Origin of the sequence: Sorangium sp. So ce394 (assembly GCF_051474665.1) — a bacterium.
Lineage (GTDB): Bacteria > Myxococcota_A > Polyangia > Polyangiales > Polyangiaceae > Sorangium > Sorangium cellulosum_D.
This window is the reverse complement of record NZ_CP150339.1, coordinates 12,269,334-12,288,824: the sequence shown is the minus strand read 5'-3', so window position 1 is coordinate 12,288,824 and position 19,491 is coordinate 12,269,334. Positions and strand designations below refer to the sequence as shown.

The following is a 19,491-nucleotide window of genomic DNA, read 5'->3' as shown; positions in this document are numbered from 1 at the left end:
CGGAGCGCGACCCTGTGGCAGCCGGCAAGAAGAAGAAGATCGCGATCATCGGCGGCGACGGCATCGGTCCGTCCGTCACCGCCGAGGCCAGGCTCCTGCTCGAGCTCTACCAGGCGCGCGCAGGGCTGCCGATCGACCTGTGGGACCTCGACCTCGGCGCCGACCGGTACCTGCGCGACGGGACGACCTTCCCGAACCAGATCCAGGTGGCGATCCAGCGCGAGTGCTCGGCGGTGCTCCTCGGCGCGCTCGGCGATCCGCGCGTGCCGAACCTCGAGCACGCGCGCGACATCCTCTTCGGGATGCGCTTCGGTTACGACCTCTACGCCAACGTGAGGCCCGTCCGGGCCCTGTCCGATCGGCTCGTCCCGCTCAAGGGCCGCGCGGCGAAGGACATCGACTTCGTCGTGTTCCGCGAGAACACCGAGGGCATCTACGTCGGGATGGGCGGCCAGTTCAAGCGCGGCACCCCGGACGAGGTCGCTATCAACGAGGACGTGAACACGAGGAAAGGGGTCGAGCGGATCATCCGCGCGGCCTTCGACTACGCGCGCGCGACCGGCCGGACGCGGGTCACGATGGCGGACAAGTCGAACGCGATGCGACACGCGCACGAGCTGTGGTTGCGGGTCTTCCACGAGGTGCGCGCCCAGTACCCGGAGATCCAGTCGAACCACGTCTACGTGGACGCCCTGTGCCTGTACCTCATCCAGGATCCGTCGCAGTTCCAGGTCATCGTGACGAACAACCTGTTCGGCGACATCGTGACCGATCTGGGCGCGGCGCTGCAGGGCGGGCTCGGCATGGCCGCGAGCGCGAACGTGCACGCGTCCGATCCGGCGCGGGTCGCGCTGTTCGAGCCGGTCCACGGGTCTGCGCCGCCGCTCGCCGGCAAGGACGTGGCGAACCCGTTCGCGGCGATGCTCACCGCCGGGCTGCTGCTCGCCCACCTCGGGTGGCCCGAGGAAGAGCGCCGCATCGAGCGCTGGGTCTCCCAGGCGCTCGACCAGGGGATGTGCACGGCCGACGTGGGCGGCACCCTCGGGACGCGGGCCGCAGGCGCCTGGGTCCGGGAGCAGATCGCCGCGGAGCTGGGCTCGCCGTGAGGTGACCCGGAGGGCCTGGCGCGGCGGCCGCGCGGGCACGATCGCCGAGGAGCTCGGCTGACCCGGGAGGCCAGGCGCGGCGGCCGCGCGGGCACGATCGCCGAGAAGTTCGGGTGTCCGATCCTCCTGTGATACGGGACCGCCAATGGGCGTAGGATCGAGGGCGGTGGAGCACGCGGGGCCGCGGAGCAATGCAGCGGGCGAGGCTCGGCACGAGCGGCTGGGCGGGGCGCGGGCCGAGTTCGTGGCGAACCTGGGTCGCCGTGTGGCGGAGCTCCGCGCGGCGCTCCGGCGGATCGAGGCGGACGACGATGCGCCGCGGCTCATCGAGGACCTGAAGCGGCGCCTGCACTCGCTCGGCGCCGGGGCGCGGCTCCTGCGCTTCGCGCGCGTCGCCGAGCGCCTCGCCGAGGGAGAGTCGGCGCTCGCCGCCTCCGCCGGCGGCCGGCTCACCGGCGAGGCCGCCGCCGTCCTGGGGAAGGTGCTCGAAGAGCTGCCCGCCCTCGCGTGGGGTCAGGCGGCGATCGGCGAGACGGCGGCGCCGCCGCGCGAGCAAGCGATGGCGTCGCGCGAGCAGGTGATCGCCTCGCGCGAGCCGGCGGCGGCGCAGGGCGCGCGCGCGGGCGCGGCGGGCGCGCGCAGCGCCGGCGCCGGGCAGGAGGAGGCCGCGGGCGCGGGCGGCGCGAAGGGCCAGGCCTCGACCTGGATCGCGGGCGTGAGCAACGGCCGCGCGCTCGCCCCCGCGCCGCTCACGCTCGACGACGAGGAGGAGGCGAGCGCGCGCCCGTCCTCGCCGCGCAGCGCGGAGCAGGCGCGCGCCGTCGAGGCCCAGGAGGCCGCGCCGCTCGAGGCGCCGATCACCGTCCTCGTCGTGGGCGGGGCGCCGCTCGCCGACGCGCTCGATCCGGAGAGCGCCGGCGCCGGGCCGTCGTTCGAGGTGGAGCGCACCGACGAGATCGAGACGGCGATCGATCTCGCGCGCGCGTTCGCGCCGGACGTGGTCCTGCTCGACGCGGATCTGCCGGGCGCGCGCGGGCTCGCGGAGGCGCTCGCCGCCGATCCGCTCACCGACCTGGTCCCGGTCGTCGCCGTCGGGCGCTTCGCGCGGCCCGAGGACGCGGCGCCGTACGTGGCGCTCGGCGCCGCGCGCGCGCTCGCGAAGCCGGCGTCGCCCGACGCGCTCCGGCGCGCCGCCGCGGAGGCCGCGGCGAGCTGCGTGCGCCTCCGCCAGCCCGCGCGCGCGCCGCTCGGGGCCGTCAGCCTCGACGATCTCGGGGCGCGCCTCGCCGAGGAGCTGCGCCGCGGGCTCTGCGACGCCGCCGAGCCGAGGAGCCGCGGGGCGCACGTGGACCTCGGCGACGGCGCCGAGGTGCTCGCGGCGCTCTGGGGCGCGGTGGCGCGCATCCGCGATCTCGTGACGATCCGCTCGCACGGCGGCGTGCGGTTCACGCCGAACGGGCCCGAGGGCGCGCTGCCGCTCGCGCCGTGGATGACCGCGCCGGGCGCGCCCGAGGGCGAGCGCTCGCGGCTGCACAGCGAGATCCGCGCGAAGGCGCCGGCGCGCGGGGCCGCGAGCGCCGCGGCGCCGATCGACGCGGCGCTCGACGCGATGGACATCGTGGTCGCGGACGACGATCCGGCGGTGACGTGGTTCCTCGCCGGCGTGCTCCGGGCCGCGGGCGCGAAGGTGCACGAGGCCCACGACGGCGCGCGGGCGCTCGACCTCGCGTACCAGACGACGCCGGACCTCGTCGTGAGCGACGTGCTCATGCCGCGCCTCGACGGCTTCGCCCTGTGCCGCGCGCTCAAGCGCGACGTGGCGCTGCGCGACGTGCCGGTGATCCTGCTGTCCTGGAAGGAGGACCTGCTCCAGCGGCTCCGCGAGCTCGGCGCTCAGGCCGACGGTTATCTCCGCAAGGAGGCGAGCGCCGCGGCCTTCGTGCAGCGGGTGAACGAGGTCCTGCGGGGCAGGCGGCGCGTGGCCGAGCGCATCGCGACCGGCGGCGAGGTCCGCGGGCGGCTCGACGGCATGACGACGCGGACGCTGCTGTCGCTCGCGTGCGCGCGCCGGCCCGACGCGCTCGTGTCGGTGCGCGACGCCGCGTTCCTCTACGAGGTGCTGATCAAGGACGGCCGCCCCGCGGCCGCGAGCCGGACGGCGCAGGACGGGACGTTCCACCGCGGCCCCTCGGTGCTCGCGGCGCTGCTCGGCGTCGGCTCGGGCCGCTTCGCGGTGGCGCCCGCGCCCGAGGACGAGCTCCGGGCCCCGCCGCGCCCCGGGTTCGAGGGGACCCTCGCGGAGCAGCTCGTGCCCGCGATCGCCGCGGCCCGGGCGGCGCAGCGGCTGCTCCACGGGCCGCCCCTGATGCAGGTCGAGCGCGTCATCGTCGATCTGGAGGGGATGGGCGCCACCACCGACGCGACGCCCGAGCCGGCGCGGGCGCTGCTCAGGACGCTCGCCCGGGGGAGCTCGCCGCGGTCGATCATCACGTCGGGGGAGTTCGCCGCGAGCCTCGTCGAGGACGTGCTGAACGACGTCGCGGCCCGCGGCTGGGTGCGGCGCGTGATCGGCCGCGAGGGCGAGGATCTGCTCGCCCCCGCCGTGGTCCGCGAGGAGGAGACGCTCCGCGGCGTGCGGCGCGCCTCGGAGCGGGCTGCGCCGGCCGTGACGCTGCCGACGGAGCTCGGCGAGGGCGGCGCCGCGTCGTCGCGCGCGCCGGTCGAGCTCGGCGACGACCAGCTCACGGTGGTGCCCGGCTCGGTGGCGCCGGTCGCCGCGGCGCCGGCGTCCGGCGCGGCGGCGTCGATCCCGGTGGTGTCGGTGGTGTCGGCGCCCGGTTCGGCGGCGTCGATCCCGGTGGTGTCGGCGGCGCCGGCGTCCTGGTCGGCGGCGTCGATCCCGGTGGTGTCGGTCGACGGCGAGGATGAGACCGCGGCCGCGAGCGCGCGCAGGGCGCTCGCGAGCGCCAGGATCCCGAGCGACTTCGCCGAGATCCAGGGCGATGTGGTCAGCGCGCGCGCGACGTGGGCCACGCCGGCCGAGGCCGCGGCGCTGGCGGCGGGCGTGACGCCGGCCGTGCCGGGCGTGGCGCCGGCGCCAGCGCCGCGCAGGCCGGAGGCGACGCTGCCCGCGCTCGAGGTCCCGAAGCCCGAGCGGCTCCTGACGCTCGGCTCGCTCCCGCCGCCCCCGGTCGTCGAGGCGCCGGCCCCGCCGCCCGCGGCGCTCCGAGCGCCCGCGCCCCCCGCGGCACGGGGCGCGGCGTCCGGCCCGGCGCCCACCGTGGACGAGTCGCCCACGCCGCGCCGGGTGCGCCGGCCGTCCGCGTACGTGCCCACGCCGCCGCCGCCGGCCCGCGACAACCGCATGACCATGTGGGTCCTCTTCGCGGTGGCGGCCTTCGTCTTCGCGGTGGCCGCGCGGCTGTCGCGCGATCACGAGCTGCAGAGCGCCCCGCCGCCGAGCCTGCCCGCGGCGGAGCCGCCGGCCGCCACGGCGCCGGGCGCTGCCGGCACGGCGGGCGCCGCCGCGCCGAGCGCCGCCAGCACGGCGGGCGCCGCCACGGCGCCGGCCGCGGCGGCCGCCGGGCCGGTCGGCGAGACGACCACGAACCCCGTGCTCCCCGAGGATCTGCCGCTCGCCGCCGAGCACAAGGTCCCCGAGGGACACGGCATGCTGGAGGTGATCGCCGGGTCGGGCGACACGCTCTTCGTGGACGGGCGCAAGGTGGGCACCGGCAGCGCCCGGCTGCCGCTCGCGCCGAAGGACGGCGCCTACGAGATCCGGGCGAAGCTCCGGGACGAGGAGCGGGTGCGCTTCGCGCTCGTCAAGGCCGGCCGCCTCACCCGGCTCCGCATCGCGCCGCCGTGGCGCCGCTGAGCGCGACCGCGGCCCCGCCCAGGCCGCCGCGACCGCCCGCGCTCCCCCCGGCGCCGGGCCGCGGGCAGCGAACCCCGCTCGTGGTAGAGCACGCCCCGTGCGCGCCCGCGTGATCCGACCCTACCACCCCTCTGCCGCGCTCACGCTCCTCTCCGCCGCGGCCGCGCTCCTCTCCGGCTGCACCGGGTGCGAGTCGACCCGCGAGCTCCCGGCCGGCGCCACGGCGCCTGCGTCTGCGAGCCCCGCAGCGACGCCGCTGCCCCCGGCCCGCGACCTCGTGCACCTCGTGGACGAGCTGCGCAACTGCGACATCGAGCACCGGGGGCTCCTGTTCGACACCGGCGCCAACGCCCTCCTCGGCCGCTTCGCCTGGCAGGGGACCGTGCCCACCGGCATCACCGCGGTCGAGCACGCCGGATCCACCTGGGCGCGCATCTCGGAGCGGCAGATCAAGCTCACGTTCCTCCTGCCGTCCGCGAGCCCCATCTTCGTGTCCGCCCGCGCGGTCGGCCTCGCTTCCCGGTACGCCACGATCTCGCTGGATGACCAGCTCCTCGGGACCCTCCGCTTCCAGCGCGACCAGATCCGCATCGCCTCGACCCCGACCACCACGCTCCCGGCCGACCCCGGCCTGCACACCCTCACCATCCGGTTCTCCGGCCGGCTCCGCGAAGGGGAGTCGTTCGCCGACATCGACTGGGTCCGCGTCGGCATCCCCGACGAGGACCCGGCCACCTACGGCCCTCCGACCCTGCGCGACGTCGTCGCGCCCGCCGCGGCGCTGTCGGGCGTCCCGCACCGGTCCATCGCGCTGCGCGCCCCGGGCGCCGTCCGGTGCACCTTCCGCCCGTCCAAGGTGACCCGCCTCCGCACGGCCGTCGGCGTGCTGGGCGCCGGCGAAGGCGACGCCGAGATCCGCGTCCTGCGCGACGGCCAGGAGCCCCTCCCGCTCCACCGCGTCCATGTCGAGGGCGGCGACAAGGCGACCTGGACCGACGTCGAGCTGCCGCTCGCGCCCTTCGAGGGCTCCCTCATCACCCTCGAGCTCCGCGCCACCGCCGCGGCCCGCGGCGGCCGCATCCTCTTCGGCGACCCCGTCCTCGCCGGATCGCAGGAGCCCCCGCCGCCCGTGCGCGCGGCGCGCGCCGTCGTGATCGTCGCCCTGAACGGGGTCGAGCGGCCCGATCTGCCCCCCTGGAGCGGCCGCCCGGAGCCGCACCTCGCGACGCTGTCCGAGCTCGCCACGTCCGCGACGACGTTCGATCACCACCGGGGCCCGAGCACGGTCGTGTCCGCCGTGATCGCGTCGCTGCTCACCGGGCTGCCGCCGCCGGCCCATACCGTCACCGACACCGGCGCCCGCCTCCCCGCCCGCATGACCACCATCGGCTCCATCGCGAGCGACAGCAGCATCCGGACCGGGTTCTTCACCGGCGTCCCCACCACCTTCCGGGCGTTCGGCTTCGGACCCGGCTGGTCCCGCGTCCTCGAGCACCCCCCGACCAGCGGCGAGCCGGCCACCACGCCGATCGACGCCGCCTCCGCCTGGATCAGCGAGACCGTTCGCCAGGACGCCAGCAACCGCCTGCTCGCGTTCGTCCACGCGCGCGGCGGCCACCCGCCCTGGGAGGTCGGCCCGAAGGAGCTGAACGCCCTCAAGCCGGCCGACTACGCCGGCCCGATCGAGCCGCGCCGCGCCGCCCAGGTCCTGGCCAGGCTGCGCAACCGGCGCCGCGACGTCCTCAGCCCCGACGATCGCGACCGGATCCGCGACCTCTTCTCCATCGCGCTCGCCGGCCAGGACCGCGCGCTCGGCAACCTCATCGGGACCCTCAAGGCCGCCGGCCTGTGGGACGAGACCCTCTTCATCGTCACCGGCGACCTGGCCAGCGGTCGCTCCGACGGCACGCTCTACGCCGAGAGCCTCGACCTCCAGGAGCCGGTCCTGACGCTCCCGCTTTATGTCCACTTTCCCGGCGATCTTTACGCCGGCCAGCGCATCTCTGCCCCGACCGAGATCATCGACATCACGCGCACCGCCGTCGCCGCCCTCGGCCTCTCGTTCGCCCGCGAACCGCTCGGGGAGGATCTGGCGGCCGTCGCCTCGGGCCTCCAGGGCGTGGAGCGCGACCCCCAGATCGCCGCCCTCGGCGATCGCTACTCCACGCGCTGGGGCAACCTCGTGCTTTCGGGGCGGCTCGGCGTCCCCCCCTTCCTCTGCGACCTCAACGTGGACCCGACCTGCGCGTTCAACCGCCGCGAGGTGATGCCGCTCGCCACCCTCTCGCTCTTCCGGCGCACCGTGACGTTCGACCTGTCCGTACGCGCGCCCGCGGCGCAACGGGAGCCGGCCACGATCGACGCGGAGACGGCGGCCGTGCTCAACGTATGGGGCGCGCAGTGACGCCCGCGCGACGCCGCGCCGGCGCGGCGTCGCGCCGACGATGACGATGACCCGCTGACGGCGCCCGGCGGCGCGCGTTGCCGCGGGGCGCGGGCGAGGGCGTCCGCGACATCGCGCAGGCCGCGCACGCTCGCGCTCCGCGACGCCATCTGCCCCGCTGCGAGGCAGCATGCCCCGCTCCGCGCTCCCGCGTGCGGCGTCGATCGATCGAGCGATCGACCCATCGGCGACCCATCTGCCGACGTACGCCCGCGCCCGCGCGTGCGCGTCACGGGCCCGCCGCGCGCGCGATGGCGTGCGCGTGATGCGCTCGCTCCGCGCGCGCCGGGCGCCTGGCATGCTTCGCGCAAACGCCGCAGACCGCACAGGCAAAGCGCCTCGATGGCGCTTCATCTTTCCGTGAGAGGAGTCCCCGCATGAAGGCGACCGACCTATTGAAGGAGCAGCACCGGGAAGTCGACGAGCTCTTCGAGCGCATCGCGCAGGCCGACACCAACGAGATCGGCGCGCTCCGGGACGAGCTCGTGGCGAGCCTCGTGGGCCACGCGGCCATCGAGGAGGAGCTCTTCTACCCCGCGACCCGGGAGGCGCTCGGCGCCTCCCCCCTGATCCCGACCTCGTACGAGGAGCACTCCCTGGTCGAGATCATGTTGCAGAAATTGCTCAGCACCGAGCCGGGTGACGAAACCTTTCACGCCAGGCTGGGTGTGCTCAAGGAGCTCGTGCGACACCACGTCGAGGAGGAGGAGCAGGAGCTCCTGCCCCAGGCCGAGCGCGCCATGGGCGCCGACCGCCTCGAGGAGCTCGGGGCCCGCCTGGAGGCGCGCTTCGACCAGGTGCGCGAGGGCAACGTCGAGGCGCTCCTGAGCCAGAACGTCGCGAAGAGCATGCCCGCCGCCGGCGGCCGCCGCACGCGGGCCGCAAAGCCTGCGGCGCGCAAGGCGGCGGCCAAGCGTCCGCCCGCGAAGCGCGCGCCGACGCAGCGCGCCGAGCCGGCGCGGGGCGCCCAGAAGGGCCGTCGCGGCGCCGCGGCCACGACCGGACGGAAGAAGGCGGCAGACGCGGCGCCGGCGAAGACCGGGCGGGCCGCGCCCGCGCGCAAGACGGGCCGGGCGACGACGAGCCGGGCGACGACGAGCCGGGCGACGACGAGCCGGGCGCCGGCGAGCCGGCCGGCGAAGACGAGCCGCACGGGCCGCAAGGGCGGTCGCACGAGCAGCGCCTCGGCACGCTGAGATCGCGGCACACCGGGGGGGCGCCGCGGAATGCGGCGGACGCCGGGGAATGCCGGTGGACGCCGGGGAATGCCGGCGGGCGCCGGCGAACGTCAGCGGCGCGGGGTCCGTCCGGAGGGGACGGCGGGCCCCGCGCCTGCATCGAGGTCGAAGAGCGGGAGCGTACCGCCGGCCTTCGGGGCGGCGGCCTTCGCCGGGCTGGCCTTCGGAGCAGCGGCCTTCGGGGCGGCGGCCTCCGCCGCGACCTCCTCCAGCAGGGCAGGGTCGTCGTGGCCGACCGCGTTGACCCGCGTCGAGACGGCGCGCGCCGCGAGGGAGCCGCGCGGCGCCGGCCGGAGCAGCGCCTCGACGCGATCCGCGTCCGATTCGTCGCCGACGCCCAGCCAGAGATCCACGTCCTCGGGCGCAAGGAGGACCGGCATGCGGTCGTGGACCTGCGCCACGTCGGCGCTCGCCTCGGTGGTCAGGATCGTGAAGCGGACGTCGATGTCGCCCGCGTCGGGGTCCTTCGCCGGCTGGTACAGCCCGGCCATGCGGAGCATCCCGCCCCCGGCAGGGTGGAACCACGTCGGCCGCCGCGCGCCCTTCGGCCCGCTCCACTCGTAGAAGCCGTCCGCGGGCACCACGCAGCGGCGCGCCGCGAACGCGCCGCGGAACGTCGGCTTCGTCCGCGCGCTCTCGGCCCGCGCGTTGGCGAGGAGCGAAGGCGCCGCGCCGCCCCCGGCGAAGCGGCCCGCGAACCCCCAGGTCGCCGCCACGAGCTCCCGCTGGCCGCCCTGGGCGCGCAGCACGGGGTGGACGGTCGACGGGGCGATGTTGTACCGGGGCCGGTAGAGCGCGGCCGCCTTCGGGTCGACGGCGATCGCCCGGGCGGGGCCGCCGTCCGCGGCGCCCGCGCCGAGGTACGCCTCCAGCATGGCGACGAGGGATGCGAAGTCCGGAACTGCCAGGGTAAAGCGCGCGCACATAACACTAGATTAGCGCCATCGGCGCGCCTACAAGGGCGCTCCGGACGTTGGAGGAGGCCGCATGGTCGACAGCTTTGGCACGAAGAGCACGCTGACGGTTCAAGCCGATACGTACACCTACTACAAGCTCACCTCGCTGGCGCAAGGCGGCGCTTCGCTCGACAAGCTCCCCTTCTCGCTCCGCATTCTCCTGGAGAACCTCCTCCGGCACGAGGACGGGCGCGTGGTGCGCAAGGATCACGTGGAGGCCGTCCTCAACTGGGACCCCAAGGCCCGCCCCTCGCAGGAGATCGCCTTCCACCCGGCGCGCGTGCTGCTCCAGGACTTCACCGGCGTCCCGGCCGTGGTCGACCTCGCGGCCATGCGCGAGGCGCTCGCGAAGCTCGGCGGCGACTCGCTCAAGATCAACCCGCTCCAGCCCGTCGACCTCGTGATCGACCACTCGGTCCAGGTCGACAAGTTTGCGTCCTCGACGGCCCTCAAGGTGAACGCGGCGCTCGAGTTCGAGCGCAACCAGGAGCGCTACGCCTTCCTCCGCTGGGGGGCGCAGGCGTTCACCAACTTCCGCGTGGTGCCGCCCGACCAGGGCATCTGCCACCAGATCAACCTGGAGTACCTCGCCGGCGCCGTCATGCGGCAGGGCGCGCTGGTCTACCCGGACACGCTCGTCGGCACCGACTCGCACACCACGATGATCAACGGGCTCGGCGTCGTCGGCTGGGGCGTCGGCGGCATCGAGGCCGAGGCGGCGATGCTCGGCCAGCCGCTCTCGATGCTCATCCCCGAGGTCGTGGGCTTCAAGCTCCACGGCAGCCTGCCCGAGGGCGCCACCGCGACCGATCTCGTCCTCACGGTGACGCAGATGCTGCGGCAGAAGAAGGTCGTCGGGAAATTCGTGGAGTTCTACGGCCCCGGCCTGAGCGCGCTCTCGCTCCCGGACCGCGCCACGATCGCCAACATGGCGCCCGAGTACGGCGCCACCATCGGCTTCTTCCCCGTCGACGACGAGACGATCGCCTACCTGCGCTTCACCGGCCGGCCCGCCTCGCTCGTCGCGCTCGTCGAGGCCTACTACAAGGAGCAGGGGCTGTTCCGCACGGACAACACCCCGGATCCGGTGTTCAGCGACACGCTCGCGCTCGACCTCGGCGACGTCGAGCCGTCGATCGCCGGCCCGAAGCGGCCGCAGGACCGCGTCCGGCTGCGCGACGCCAAGCGCACGTTCCGCGCCTCGCTCCAGGGCATGCTCGAGAAGGAGTTCGCCGCCGCCGAGCCGGCCGCGGTGAAGGCGTTCCTCGAGGAGGAGAGCGGCGCGGCCGCCGCGCGCGCGCCCGCGCTCGAGAAGGTCATGCGCCCGGCGGAGATCACCGAGGGCGACACGCGCTACACGCTGCGCCACGGCTCGGTCGTGATCGCCGCGATCACGTCGTGCACGAACACCTCGAACCCGGCGGTCATGCTCGGCGCGGGCCTGCTCGCGAAGAAGGCCGTCGAGCGCGGGCTCACGGTGAAGCCGTGGGTGAAGACCTCGCTCGCCCCCGGGTCCAAGGTCGTCTCGGACTACCTGCAGCAGGCGGGGCTCCTGCCGTACCTCGAGGCGCTCGGCTTCCACCTGGTCGGCTACGGCTGCACGACGTGCATCGGCAACTCCGGGCCGCTGCCGGACGTGATCGGCGACACGGTCCGCCACAACGATCTCGTCGTGGCGAGCGTCCTGTCCGGCAACCGCAACTTCGAGGGCCGCATCAACCAGCACGTGCGGATGAACTTCCTCGCCTCGCCGCCGCTCGTCGTCGCCTACGCGCTGCGCGGCGACGTCGACGCCGACCTCTTCAAGGAGCCGGTCGGCACCGATCGCAACGGCGAGCCGGTGTACCTCAAGGACATCTGGCCGAGCTCGGCCGAGGTCAACGAGGCGATCCGCACGGCGGTGCGGCCCGAGCAGTTCCAGGCGCAGTACGAGAACGTGTTCGCCGGCGACGAGGAGTGGCAGAAGCTCTCGGTCCCGGGCGGCCAGACGTTCGTGTGGGACGATTCCTCGACGTACGTGCGCAGGCCGCCGTTCTTCGAGGGGCTGTCGAAGGACCCGGCGCCGCTCGGCGACATCCGGGGCGCGCGCGTGCTCGCGCTGCTCGGCGACTCGGTGACCACCGATCACATCTCCCCGGCCGGCAACATCGCCAAGAACAGCCCGGCCGCGAAGTACCTGGTCGAGCACGGCGTCGCGCCCGCCGACTTCAACTCGTACGGCGCCCGCCGCGGCAACCACGAGGTGATGATGCGCGGCACGTTCGCGAACATCCGCCTGAAGAACCTGCTCCGCCCCGGCGAGGAGGGCGGCATCACGGTGCACCTGCCCGACGGCGAGAAGACGACGATCTACGACGCGGCCATGCGGTACAAGGCGGAGGACGTGCCGCTGCTCGTGATCGCCGGCGCCGAGTACGGCACCGGGTCGTCGCGCGACTGGGCGGCGAAGGGGACGAAGCTGCTCGGCGTGCGCGCGGTCATCGCGAAGAGCTTCGAGCGCATCCACCGGTCGAACCTGGTCGGCATGGGCGTGCTCCCGCTCGAGTTCGCGCCGGGCGAGGACGCCGGGACGCTCGGGCTCACCGGGCGCGAGGTGTTCGAGATCGCCGGCATCGCGGACAACCTCACGCCGGGCAAGAAGCTCAACGTCGTCGCGACCGGGGAGGGCGGCAAGACGACGACGTTCACGGTCACCGCGCGCATCGATACGCCGAACGAGGTCGACTACTACCAGCACGGCGGCATCCTCCAGTTCGTGCTGCGCAGCCTGGGCGCCACGGCCTAGCGCTCCTCGCCGCGTCGCTCCCCTCCGCGCCGGGCGGCGGGGGAGCGGTCCGGCGGGGAGCGGACCCCCGCCCGAATGCGGCGCCGCGCGTCGCGCCTGCTGACGCGCGTGCACGCATCGGCTAAACCCTGGGGCATGCTCGATCCCCGCCACGTCGCAGATCACCTCGATGAGGTGCGCGCGGCGCTCGCTCGTCGCTCGCCCGCCGCCGCCGCCACCCTCGGAGACGACTTCGCCTCCACGGTCAGCTCGCGCCGGTCGAGGATCCAGGAGCTCGAGCGGTGGCAGGCGGAGCGCAACGCGGCGAACGACGCGATGGCGCGCCTCGACAAGAAGTCGCCGGAGTTCGCGCAGAAGCGCGACGAGCTGAAGGCCCTCTCCGCGAAGATCAAGGAGGCCGAGCAGGTCGCCTCGGAGCTGGAGAAGCGGCTGACCGAGCTGCTCGCCGTCGTCCCCAACCTGCCGGATCCGTCGGTGCCCGACGGCGCCGGGGACGAGGACAACGTGGTCGTGAGGACGTGGGGCGAGAAGCCGAGCTTCTCGTTCACGCCGAAGAACCACTGGGACATCGGCACTGCCCTCGGCATCCTCGACTTCGAGCGCGCGGCGAAGCTCTCGGGCGCGCGGTTCACGGTGCTCCTCGGCGCGGCCGCCCGCCTGGAGCGGGCCCTGATCTCGTTCATGCTCGACCTGCACACGCGCGAGCAGGGCTACCTCGAGGTGCTCCCGCCGTTCCTCGTCAAGGACTCGGCCCTGTTCGGCACGGGCAACCTGCCCAAGTTCGCCGACGACCTGTTCAAGACCCAGAAGAGCGACCCGGAGCGGGCGTACGACCTCTACCTCATCCCGACGGCCGAGGTCCCGGTCACGAACCTCCACGCGGACGAGATCCTCGACGGCGCGTCGCTGCCGATCGCGTACGCGGCGTACACGCCGTGCTTCCGCAGCGAGGCGGGCAGCCACGGGCGCGACGTGCGGGGGCTCATCCGGCAGCACCAGTTCGACAAGGTCGAGCTGGTGCGGTTCTCGGCGCCGGAGGACTCGCCCCGCCAGCACGAGCTCCTCACCGCGCACGCGGAGGAGGTGCTGAAGCGCCTCGGCCTCCACTACCGCGTCTCCGCGCTCTGCACCGGCGATCTCGGCTTCGGCTCGCAGAAGACGTACGATCTCGAGGTGTGGCTGCCCGGCCAGGGGGTCTACCGGGAGATCTCGAGCTGCTCGAACTTCGGCGAGTTCCAGGCGCGCCGCGCCCAGATCCGCTACCGGCCGGAGCCGAAGGCGAAGCCGCGGCTGGTCCACACGATGAACGGATCGGCGCTCGCGGTGGGGCGGACGGTGATCGCGATCCTCGAGCAGTACCAGCAGGCGGACGGGACGGTCGTCGTGCCGGAGCCGCTCCGGGCGTTCATGGGCTGCGAGGTCCTCCGCGGCAGGTAGCGGCGATGGGAGCGGACGAGGAGGCCAAACGCGAGCTCCCGGAGCCGCGAGGCGCGCGCGAGCTGGGCGAGGGCGAGCGGCGCTCGCAGCTCCCCGAGTCGCGGCGAGGGCGCGAGCCGGGCGAGGGCGAGCGTCGCTCGCAGCTCCCCGAGTCGCGGCGGGGGCGCGAGCTGGGCGACGGCGAGCGGCGCTCGCAGCTGCCGGAGTCGCGGGGCGGGCGCGAGCTCGGTGAGGGCGAGCGCCGCCCGCAGGTCCACGCGCCGTCGACCCCCACCGAGACCTCCATGGCGCTCGCGCGCCGTCGGCTGCTCGAGCTCTGCAAGCGGCACAAGGACGAGCTGATCGACGACTGGATCGAGAACGTGCTGGCGCTGCCGCCGGAGCGCGGTCGGTACACCGACCGGCCCGTCGGCGAGGTGACGGAGAACGTCCGCTCCTGGCTCGCCGCCTTCACCAGGATCCTCGAGGACGGCAGCGAGGCGCTACTCGACGAGTTCATCACGCACCTGGTCGAGCAGCGTTACGCGACCGGGTACTCCATCAGCGGCCCGCTGATCGCCGCCTCCGAGTTCCGCACCGCGGTCGCGGGCGTCCTCGACACGACCCACGACGACGGCGACGCGGACGGCACGTCCTCCATCGACGTGCTCCGCGCCGTCGACGCGCTGTTGCTCCAGTTCGAGCACCGCTTCGCCGAGGCGTACGCCCAGCGCTCGCTGTTCGCCTCCGAGGAGCGCTACCGCGAGACCGTCGAGCTCTCGTCCGACGTCCTCGCGACGATCGACCAGGAGGGCATGCTGACGCGGCTGAACGTGCGCTTCGAGGTGCTCTTCGGGCACTCGCGGCAGGCGTGGATCGGCCGGCCGATCACCGCGCTCGCGGTCGCGGCGGACGTGCCGGCGCTGCGCGCCCTCGTGATGTCCGCGTCCCGGGCCGAGGCGCCCCGGGAGGCCACCATCCGCTGCGGGACGCGCGCCGGGCTGACCAAGGTGATGACGGTCCGGATCACGCGGCTCTACGGCGAGGACGCGTCGCTCGCGCTCATGCGCGACGTCACCGAGGAGGTCGCGCGCCGCGCGCAGATCCTCCACAGCGAGAAGCTCGCCTCGATCGGCCAGGTGGCGGCGAGCGTCGCGCACGAGCTCAACAACCCCATGGCGTGGGTGATGGCGAACCTCGAGCAGATCCGGAGCGGGGCGCACAAGCTCGTCTCGGCGGCGCGCCCGGTGGCGTCGGGCTCCTACGAGGACCTGCTCCGCGCCATCGACCTCATCGATCGGTCGTGCCACGAGGCGCTCGCCGGCGTCGAGCGGATGCGCGACATCGTGACCGACCTCAACCTCTTCTCGAGCAGCAGCGAGCGCAAGCCCGAGCGGGTCGATCTCGTCGACGTGATCGAGCTCGCGCTGCGCATGACGGGGCCGCAGCTCAGCCAGCTCTGCCGCATCGAGCGGCATTACGGCGAGATGCCCCCGCTGGTCGGCTACCCGGGCAAGCTCTCGCAGGTGTTCGTGAACCTGTTCATCAACGCCGCCCAGGCGATGCCGAACCGCCCGCGCGACGAGAACCTGGTGCGCGTGACGGCGCGCTTCGACGACGGGGTGCACCACGTCGAGGTGGAGGACAACGCGCGCGGCATGACCCCCGAGGTCGTCGAGCGCATCTTCGACCCGTTCTTCACGACCAAGGAAGAGAGCGCGCGGCCGGGGATCGGGCTCTGGGTGTCGCGCAACATCGTCGAGGAGCAGCACGGCACCATGACGGTGTCGAGCAAGCCCGGCATCGGCACGGTCTTCACGATCCGCCTGACGGGCCTGAACCCTGCGGATCTGCCGGCGCTCCGCCCGCCGCCGGAGCCGCCGCGCCTGTCGTCGCGCGGGACGATCCTGTTCGTCGACGACGAGCCGATGCTCCTCAACGCGTTCGCGCGCGCGTTCGAGGAGCGGCACGAGGTGCTCGTGGCGAAGAGCGGCCACGAGGCGCTCGACCTCCTGCGGGACCGCGGCGGCCGGATCGACGCGATCGTCTGCGATCTCCTGATGCCGCAGATGAGCGGGATGGCCCTCTACGACGAGATCGGCGAGCGGTTCCCGCAGCTCCAGCCGAAGATGGCCTTCATGTCGGGCGGCGCGTTCACGCCGAGCGCGCGCGAGTTCGTCGAGCGGGTGGACAACCCGAAGATCGCGAAGCCGATCTCGCTCGACGACCTGGAGCGGGTGATCGCCGATCTCCTCAGCGGCGGGCAAAAGCGGGGGCACTAGATGGCGGACGCGAGGGCGACGCGGGCGCGGGCGAACCACGCGCGCTACCGGCCGGGGCAGCGGGAGGGGTTCTACGAGAGCTTCTTCCAGCGCGCGAACCACCCGACGCGCCCGCTCGCCTTCTGGATCCGCTACACGCTCTTCAGCCCGGCCGGGCGGCCCGACGCCGCGGAGGGCGAGCTCTGGGCCATCTACTTCGACGGCGAGTCGGGGCACCACGCGGTCGCCAAGCGCGAGGTCCCGTTCGCCGGGCGCTGCTCCTTCGCCCGCGATGCCCTCGAGGTGGACATCGACGGGGCCCAGCTGCGCCCGGGCCGGCTCGCCGGCGCGGCGGGCGAGGGAGAGGGCGCCATCGCCTGGGATCTCGCGTACGAGGGCGGCGGGGAGCCGCTCCTGCTGCTCCCGGCGGCCCTCTACGACGCCCCGCTGCCCAAGGCGAAGGCGCTGGTCGGCGCGCCGATGGCGGTCTACCGCGGCGTCCTCCGCGCTGCGGGGCGCGACGTGGACGTCTCGGGCTGGGTGGGCAGCCAGAACCACAACTGGGGGACGAAGCACACGGACCTCTACGCCTGGGGGCAGGTCGCGGGGTTCGACAGCCACCCGGACAGCTTCCTTGAGGTCGCCACGGCCCGCCTCAAGGTCGGGCCGTTCTGGACGCCGAGCATGACGCCGCTGGTCCTGCGGCACCGGGGCGAGGAGATCGCGCTGAGCTCGCTGGTCCAGGCGGTCCGCGCCGAGGCCTCGTTCGACTACTTCACCTGGCGCTTCCGGACCGAGACCGATCGGCTGAGCGTCGAGGGGGAGATCTCGGCGCGCGCCGCCGACGTCGTGGGCCTCGCCTACAGGAACCCTCCCGGCGGGGTGAAGCACTGCCTGAACACGAAGATCGGGGCCTGCAGCCTCACGCTGCGGCGGAAGAGCCTGGGCCGCGAGGTCGGGATCGAGACGCTGACCACGGCGCGGCGCGCGGCGTTCGAGATCCTCACGGACGACCGCGGCCACGGCGTGGCGATCCGCGCCTGATCCACGCCGGACGCACCGGGCCGCTGCGCGGGCGGCCGGGGTGGTGCGCCGCGCGGGCGCCGCCGCGCGGGACGTGCTGCGCGCCAGGCGCGGAGTCGGCTAAAGAGATCCGGGAACGCCACCGCACGAAAGGCGGACGCCATGAGCCTCAAGCACCCCCGGACCATCCTCGTTGCACTGGACAGCTCTCCCCGGGCGCCGTTCATCCTCGCGGAGGGCGTCGATCTCGCGCAGAAGCTCGGCGGCAAGCTCGTGCTCGTCCGCGGCATCGGGCTGCACCACAGCCTGCCTGCCGAGGCGATGAACGAGTCGCCGACGCGCGTCCCCGAGATCCTGGAGCGGGGCGACCGGGAGGAGCTCGAGCAGCTCGCGCGCGGCGTGCCGCCCGAGCTCGTCGCGAAGGTCGTGGTCCACGTCGGCGTCGCCTGGGAGGTCATCTGCCGGACGGCCGACGAGGAGGACGCGGACCTCATCGTGATCGGGTCGCACGGCTACTCGGGCATCGACAAGGTGCTCGGGACGACGGCGGCGAAGGTCGTGAACCACACGAGCCGGTCGGTGCTCGTGGTGCGCGACAAGCCCTCGGATTGACGGCGATCCGGCGCCGGCGGTTCCTCAGCGGTCAGGACGACGGTTCGCCGAGCTCCACCGCGCTCGTCTCGGCCGGCGACACCCTCGGGCGGAACAACATCGATGAGCGAGCCGCGGCGCTCGGGGCGTGTTTCCAGGGAAGGAGGCTCGAATGAACCATCGGATCATCCCGGTCGCGGACGGCTTCTGGAACATTCGCGGATCGTTCAAGATCGGCGGGATCATCGACGTCGGTACGCACGCGTCCCTCGTACGGCGCGAGAACGGCAAGTACATCTTTCTCGACTCCTACACGCTCGGGGCCGAGGAGAAGCGCCACATCGACGAGATCACCCATGGTGGAAGGGACGTGGAGGCCATCATCAACGTTCACCCTTTCCACACGCTGCACGCGAAGGCCATGCATGCCCACTATCCGCACGCGCGCCTTTACGGCACATCTCGCCATCTATCCCGCTTCCCGGACCTCCCGTGGGAAGAGACGTTGATCGAAGATCCGGCGGCGCACGCGCTGTTCGCTGGCGACCTCGACTTCTCGGTGCCGCGCGGGGTCGATTTCGTCTCCTCGAACGAGAACGTGCACTTTTCGTCGGTCCTCGTGCTGCACCGCGCGTCGAGGACGATTCACGTCGACGACACGCTGATGTACGTCCGCCTCCCGTCCCCGATGCGCCTCCTGGGGCTCAACGACGTCCTGAGCTTCTCTCCCATGCTGTCGCAGGCGCTCGAGAAGCGCCCCGGGGCAGCGCTGGAATTTCGGCGATGGGCCGAGGAGCTGGCGCTTCGCTTCCATGACGCCGAAAACCTCTGCGCCGCCCACACCGCGACGCTCACGGCTCGAGAGAACGGCGGAGCTCCGATCAAGGATCGCATCCTCAGAGCCCTGGAAAAGGTCGACAACACGCTGAAGAGGCATGAGCGCAAGCACGGCTGAGGAGACGCCGAGCCGCGGCGTCGCGGCGGACCGCGGGAGCAGCGGTCTCGGCGCGGTCCGCGGGCGGCGGGAGCTCGTCGCGTCATCCCCGCGCGCCGAGCCGGCGGGCTGACGAGGCGCCCGGCGTCAGGGGAGCTTGGCGATGAGCTCGTCGCTCAGCGTCGGCTGGTCGATCTTGCCAAACCAGATCTGCCAGGTCGCCTTCATGAAATCGAGGCCGCCCACCGTCGCGGTCCCGCCGCCGGCGACCTTGGCGGTGGTCGTCTTCGCGCGCGCGTCGTACTCGATGGTGACCTCCGCGCCCGTCTTGAGGTCGCCCTCGAACGCCGAGACGAACCTCGCGATCTTCGTCTGATCGGCGTACCCGTTCATCGCGTAGGCGTCCTTCAGCGCCTTGACGATGCTGTCGCGGTCGACGTCGCGCAGCATCGTCCAGACGAACTTCTTCCCCGTATCCATCTCGATGACGGCCTGCTTGGACCTCGTGGAGGGGAGCTGTTCCATGTAATGGCTGATCCGATAGACGTCGATCTTGGCCGTGCCGACCGTCCTCACGCGGACGCCGGTGCCCGTGAGCGTGTAATCCGGCAAAGCGAAGAGGCTCGCGACAGCCAGGAAGATCGCCGCGAAGGCGGCGAGAAGAGCTGGAGACTTGCTTCGTACGAGTTTCATCGGATCGACCTCCTCCGGCATCGCCGCTCGGCGGCGCATCGTGTCCGGGCGCCGCGCGCCGGCGATCGCCCGTCCATGATCGTGAATCAGCAAGACGCGGACCATCGGCGGAGGGACGCGGGGAGCCGCATCGGTCGCGAGATCTCGATAGGGGCCCTGGCCTCATGC

At 73.5% G+C, this 19,491-nt stretch carries 12 protein-coding genes; 10 read left to right on the top strand and 2 right to left on the bottom strand.

All coding sequences use genetic code 11. The features are described 5' to 3' along the window. Positions 1-14: 14 nt before the first annotated feature. The 4 genes from WMF33_RS45415 (at position 15) to WMF33_RS45400 (ending at position 8,622) form a co-directional block, all read left to right on the top strand. Entirely contained in the window at positions 15-1,106 is a 1,092-nt protein-coding gene (locus WMF33_RS45415; protein ID WP_148314520.1) for an isocitrate/isopropylmalate dehydrogenase family protein, read from the top strand. 145 nt (positions 1,107-1,251) lie between these two features. Then, the gene (locus tag WMF33_RS45410) at positions 1,252-4,983 is read left to right on the top strand and encodes a response regulator (RefSeq protein WP_437334405.1); all 3,732 of its coding nucleotides are present in this window, start codon (positions 1,252-1,254) and stop codon (positions 4,981-4,983) included. 97 nt (positions 4,984-5,080) lie between these two features. Next, on the top strand, positions 5,081-7,387 hold the full coding sequence (locus tag WMF33_RS45405; RefSeq protein WP_437334404.1) for a sulfatase-like hydrolase/transferase: 2,307 nt from the start codon (positions 5,081-5,083) through the stop codon (positions 7,385-7,387). 416 nt (positions 7,388-7,803) lie between these two features. Then, positions 7,804-8,622 (top strand): hemerythrin domain-containing protein, encoded by an 819-nt coding sequence (locus WMF33_RS45400; protein ID WP_437334403.1) that lies wholly within the window; start codon positions 7,804-7,806, stop codon positions 8,620-8,622. Between the two features lie 92 nt (positions 8,623-8,714). Here WMF33_RS45400 and WMF33_RS45395 read toward each other — a convergent pair whose 3' ends face one another. Continuing rightward, the gene (locus WMF33_RS45395) at positions 8,715-9,539 is read right to left on the bottom strand and encodes an SOS response-associated peptidase (RefSeq protein WP_437334402.1); all 825 of its coding nucleotides are present in this window, start codon (positions 9,537-9,539) and stop codon (positions 8,715-8,717) included. Positions 9,540-9,651: 112 nt separating this feature from the next. Between WMF33_RS45395 and acnA the strand changes: the two genes are divergently transcribed. The 6 genes from acnA (at position 9,652) to WMF33_RS45365 (ending at position 18,651) form a co-directional block, all read left to right on the top strand. Then, positions 9,652-12,405 carry an aconitate hydratase AcnA gene (gene acnA / locus WMF33_RS45390; RefSeq protein WP_437334401.1) on the top strand — a complete coding sequence of 918 codons (2,754 nt, stop codon included), beginning with the start codon at positions 9,652-9,654 and terminating at the stop codon, positions 12,403-12,405. 135 nt (positions 12,406-12,540) lie between these two features. Then, a complete protein-coding gene (gene serS / locus WMF33_RS45385) occupies positions 12,541-13,842 on the top strand; it encodes a serine--tRNA ligase (protein ID WP_061625295.1) in 1,302 nt (433 codons plus the stop codon). Between the two features lie 5 nt (positions 13,843-13,847). Beyond that, entirely contained in the window at positions 13,848-16,103 is a 2,256-nt protein-coding gene (locus WMF33_RS45380) for a hybrid sensor histidine kinase/response regulator (protein WP_437334400.1), read from the top strand. Next, positions 16,104-17,126, top strand: coding sequence for a hypothetical protein (locus WMF33_RS45375; protein WP_437334399.1), 1,023 nt, complete (start codon positions 16,104-16,106; stop codon positions 17,124-17,126). Positions 17,127-17,267: 141 nt separating this feature from the next. Continuing rightward, positions 17,268-17,717: a universal stress protein gene (locus tag WMF33_RS45370; RefSeq protein ID WP_061625298.1), complete on the top strand. Its 450-nt coding sequence runs from the start codon at positions 17,268-17,270 to the stop codon at positions 17,715-17,717. Positions 17,718-17,868: 151 nt separating this feature from the next. Next, on the top strand, positions 17,869-18,651 hold the full coding sequence (locus WMF33_RS45365) for a hypothetical protein (protein WP_437334398.1): 783 nt from the start codon (positions 17,869-17,871) through the stop codon (positions 18,649-18,651). Between the two features lie 126 nt (positions 18,652-18,777). Here the strand turns inward: WMF33_RS45365 and WMF33_RS45360 are convergent, their stop codons facing one another. Beyond that, positions 18,778-19,323, bottom strand: coding sequence for a chalcone isomerase family protein (locus tag WMF33_RS45360; protein WP_437334397.1), 546 nt, complete (start codon positions 19,321-19,323; stop codon positions 18,778-18,780). Between the last annotated feature and the right edge of the window lie 168 nt (positions 19,324-19,491).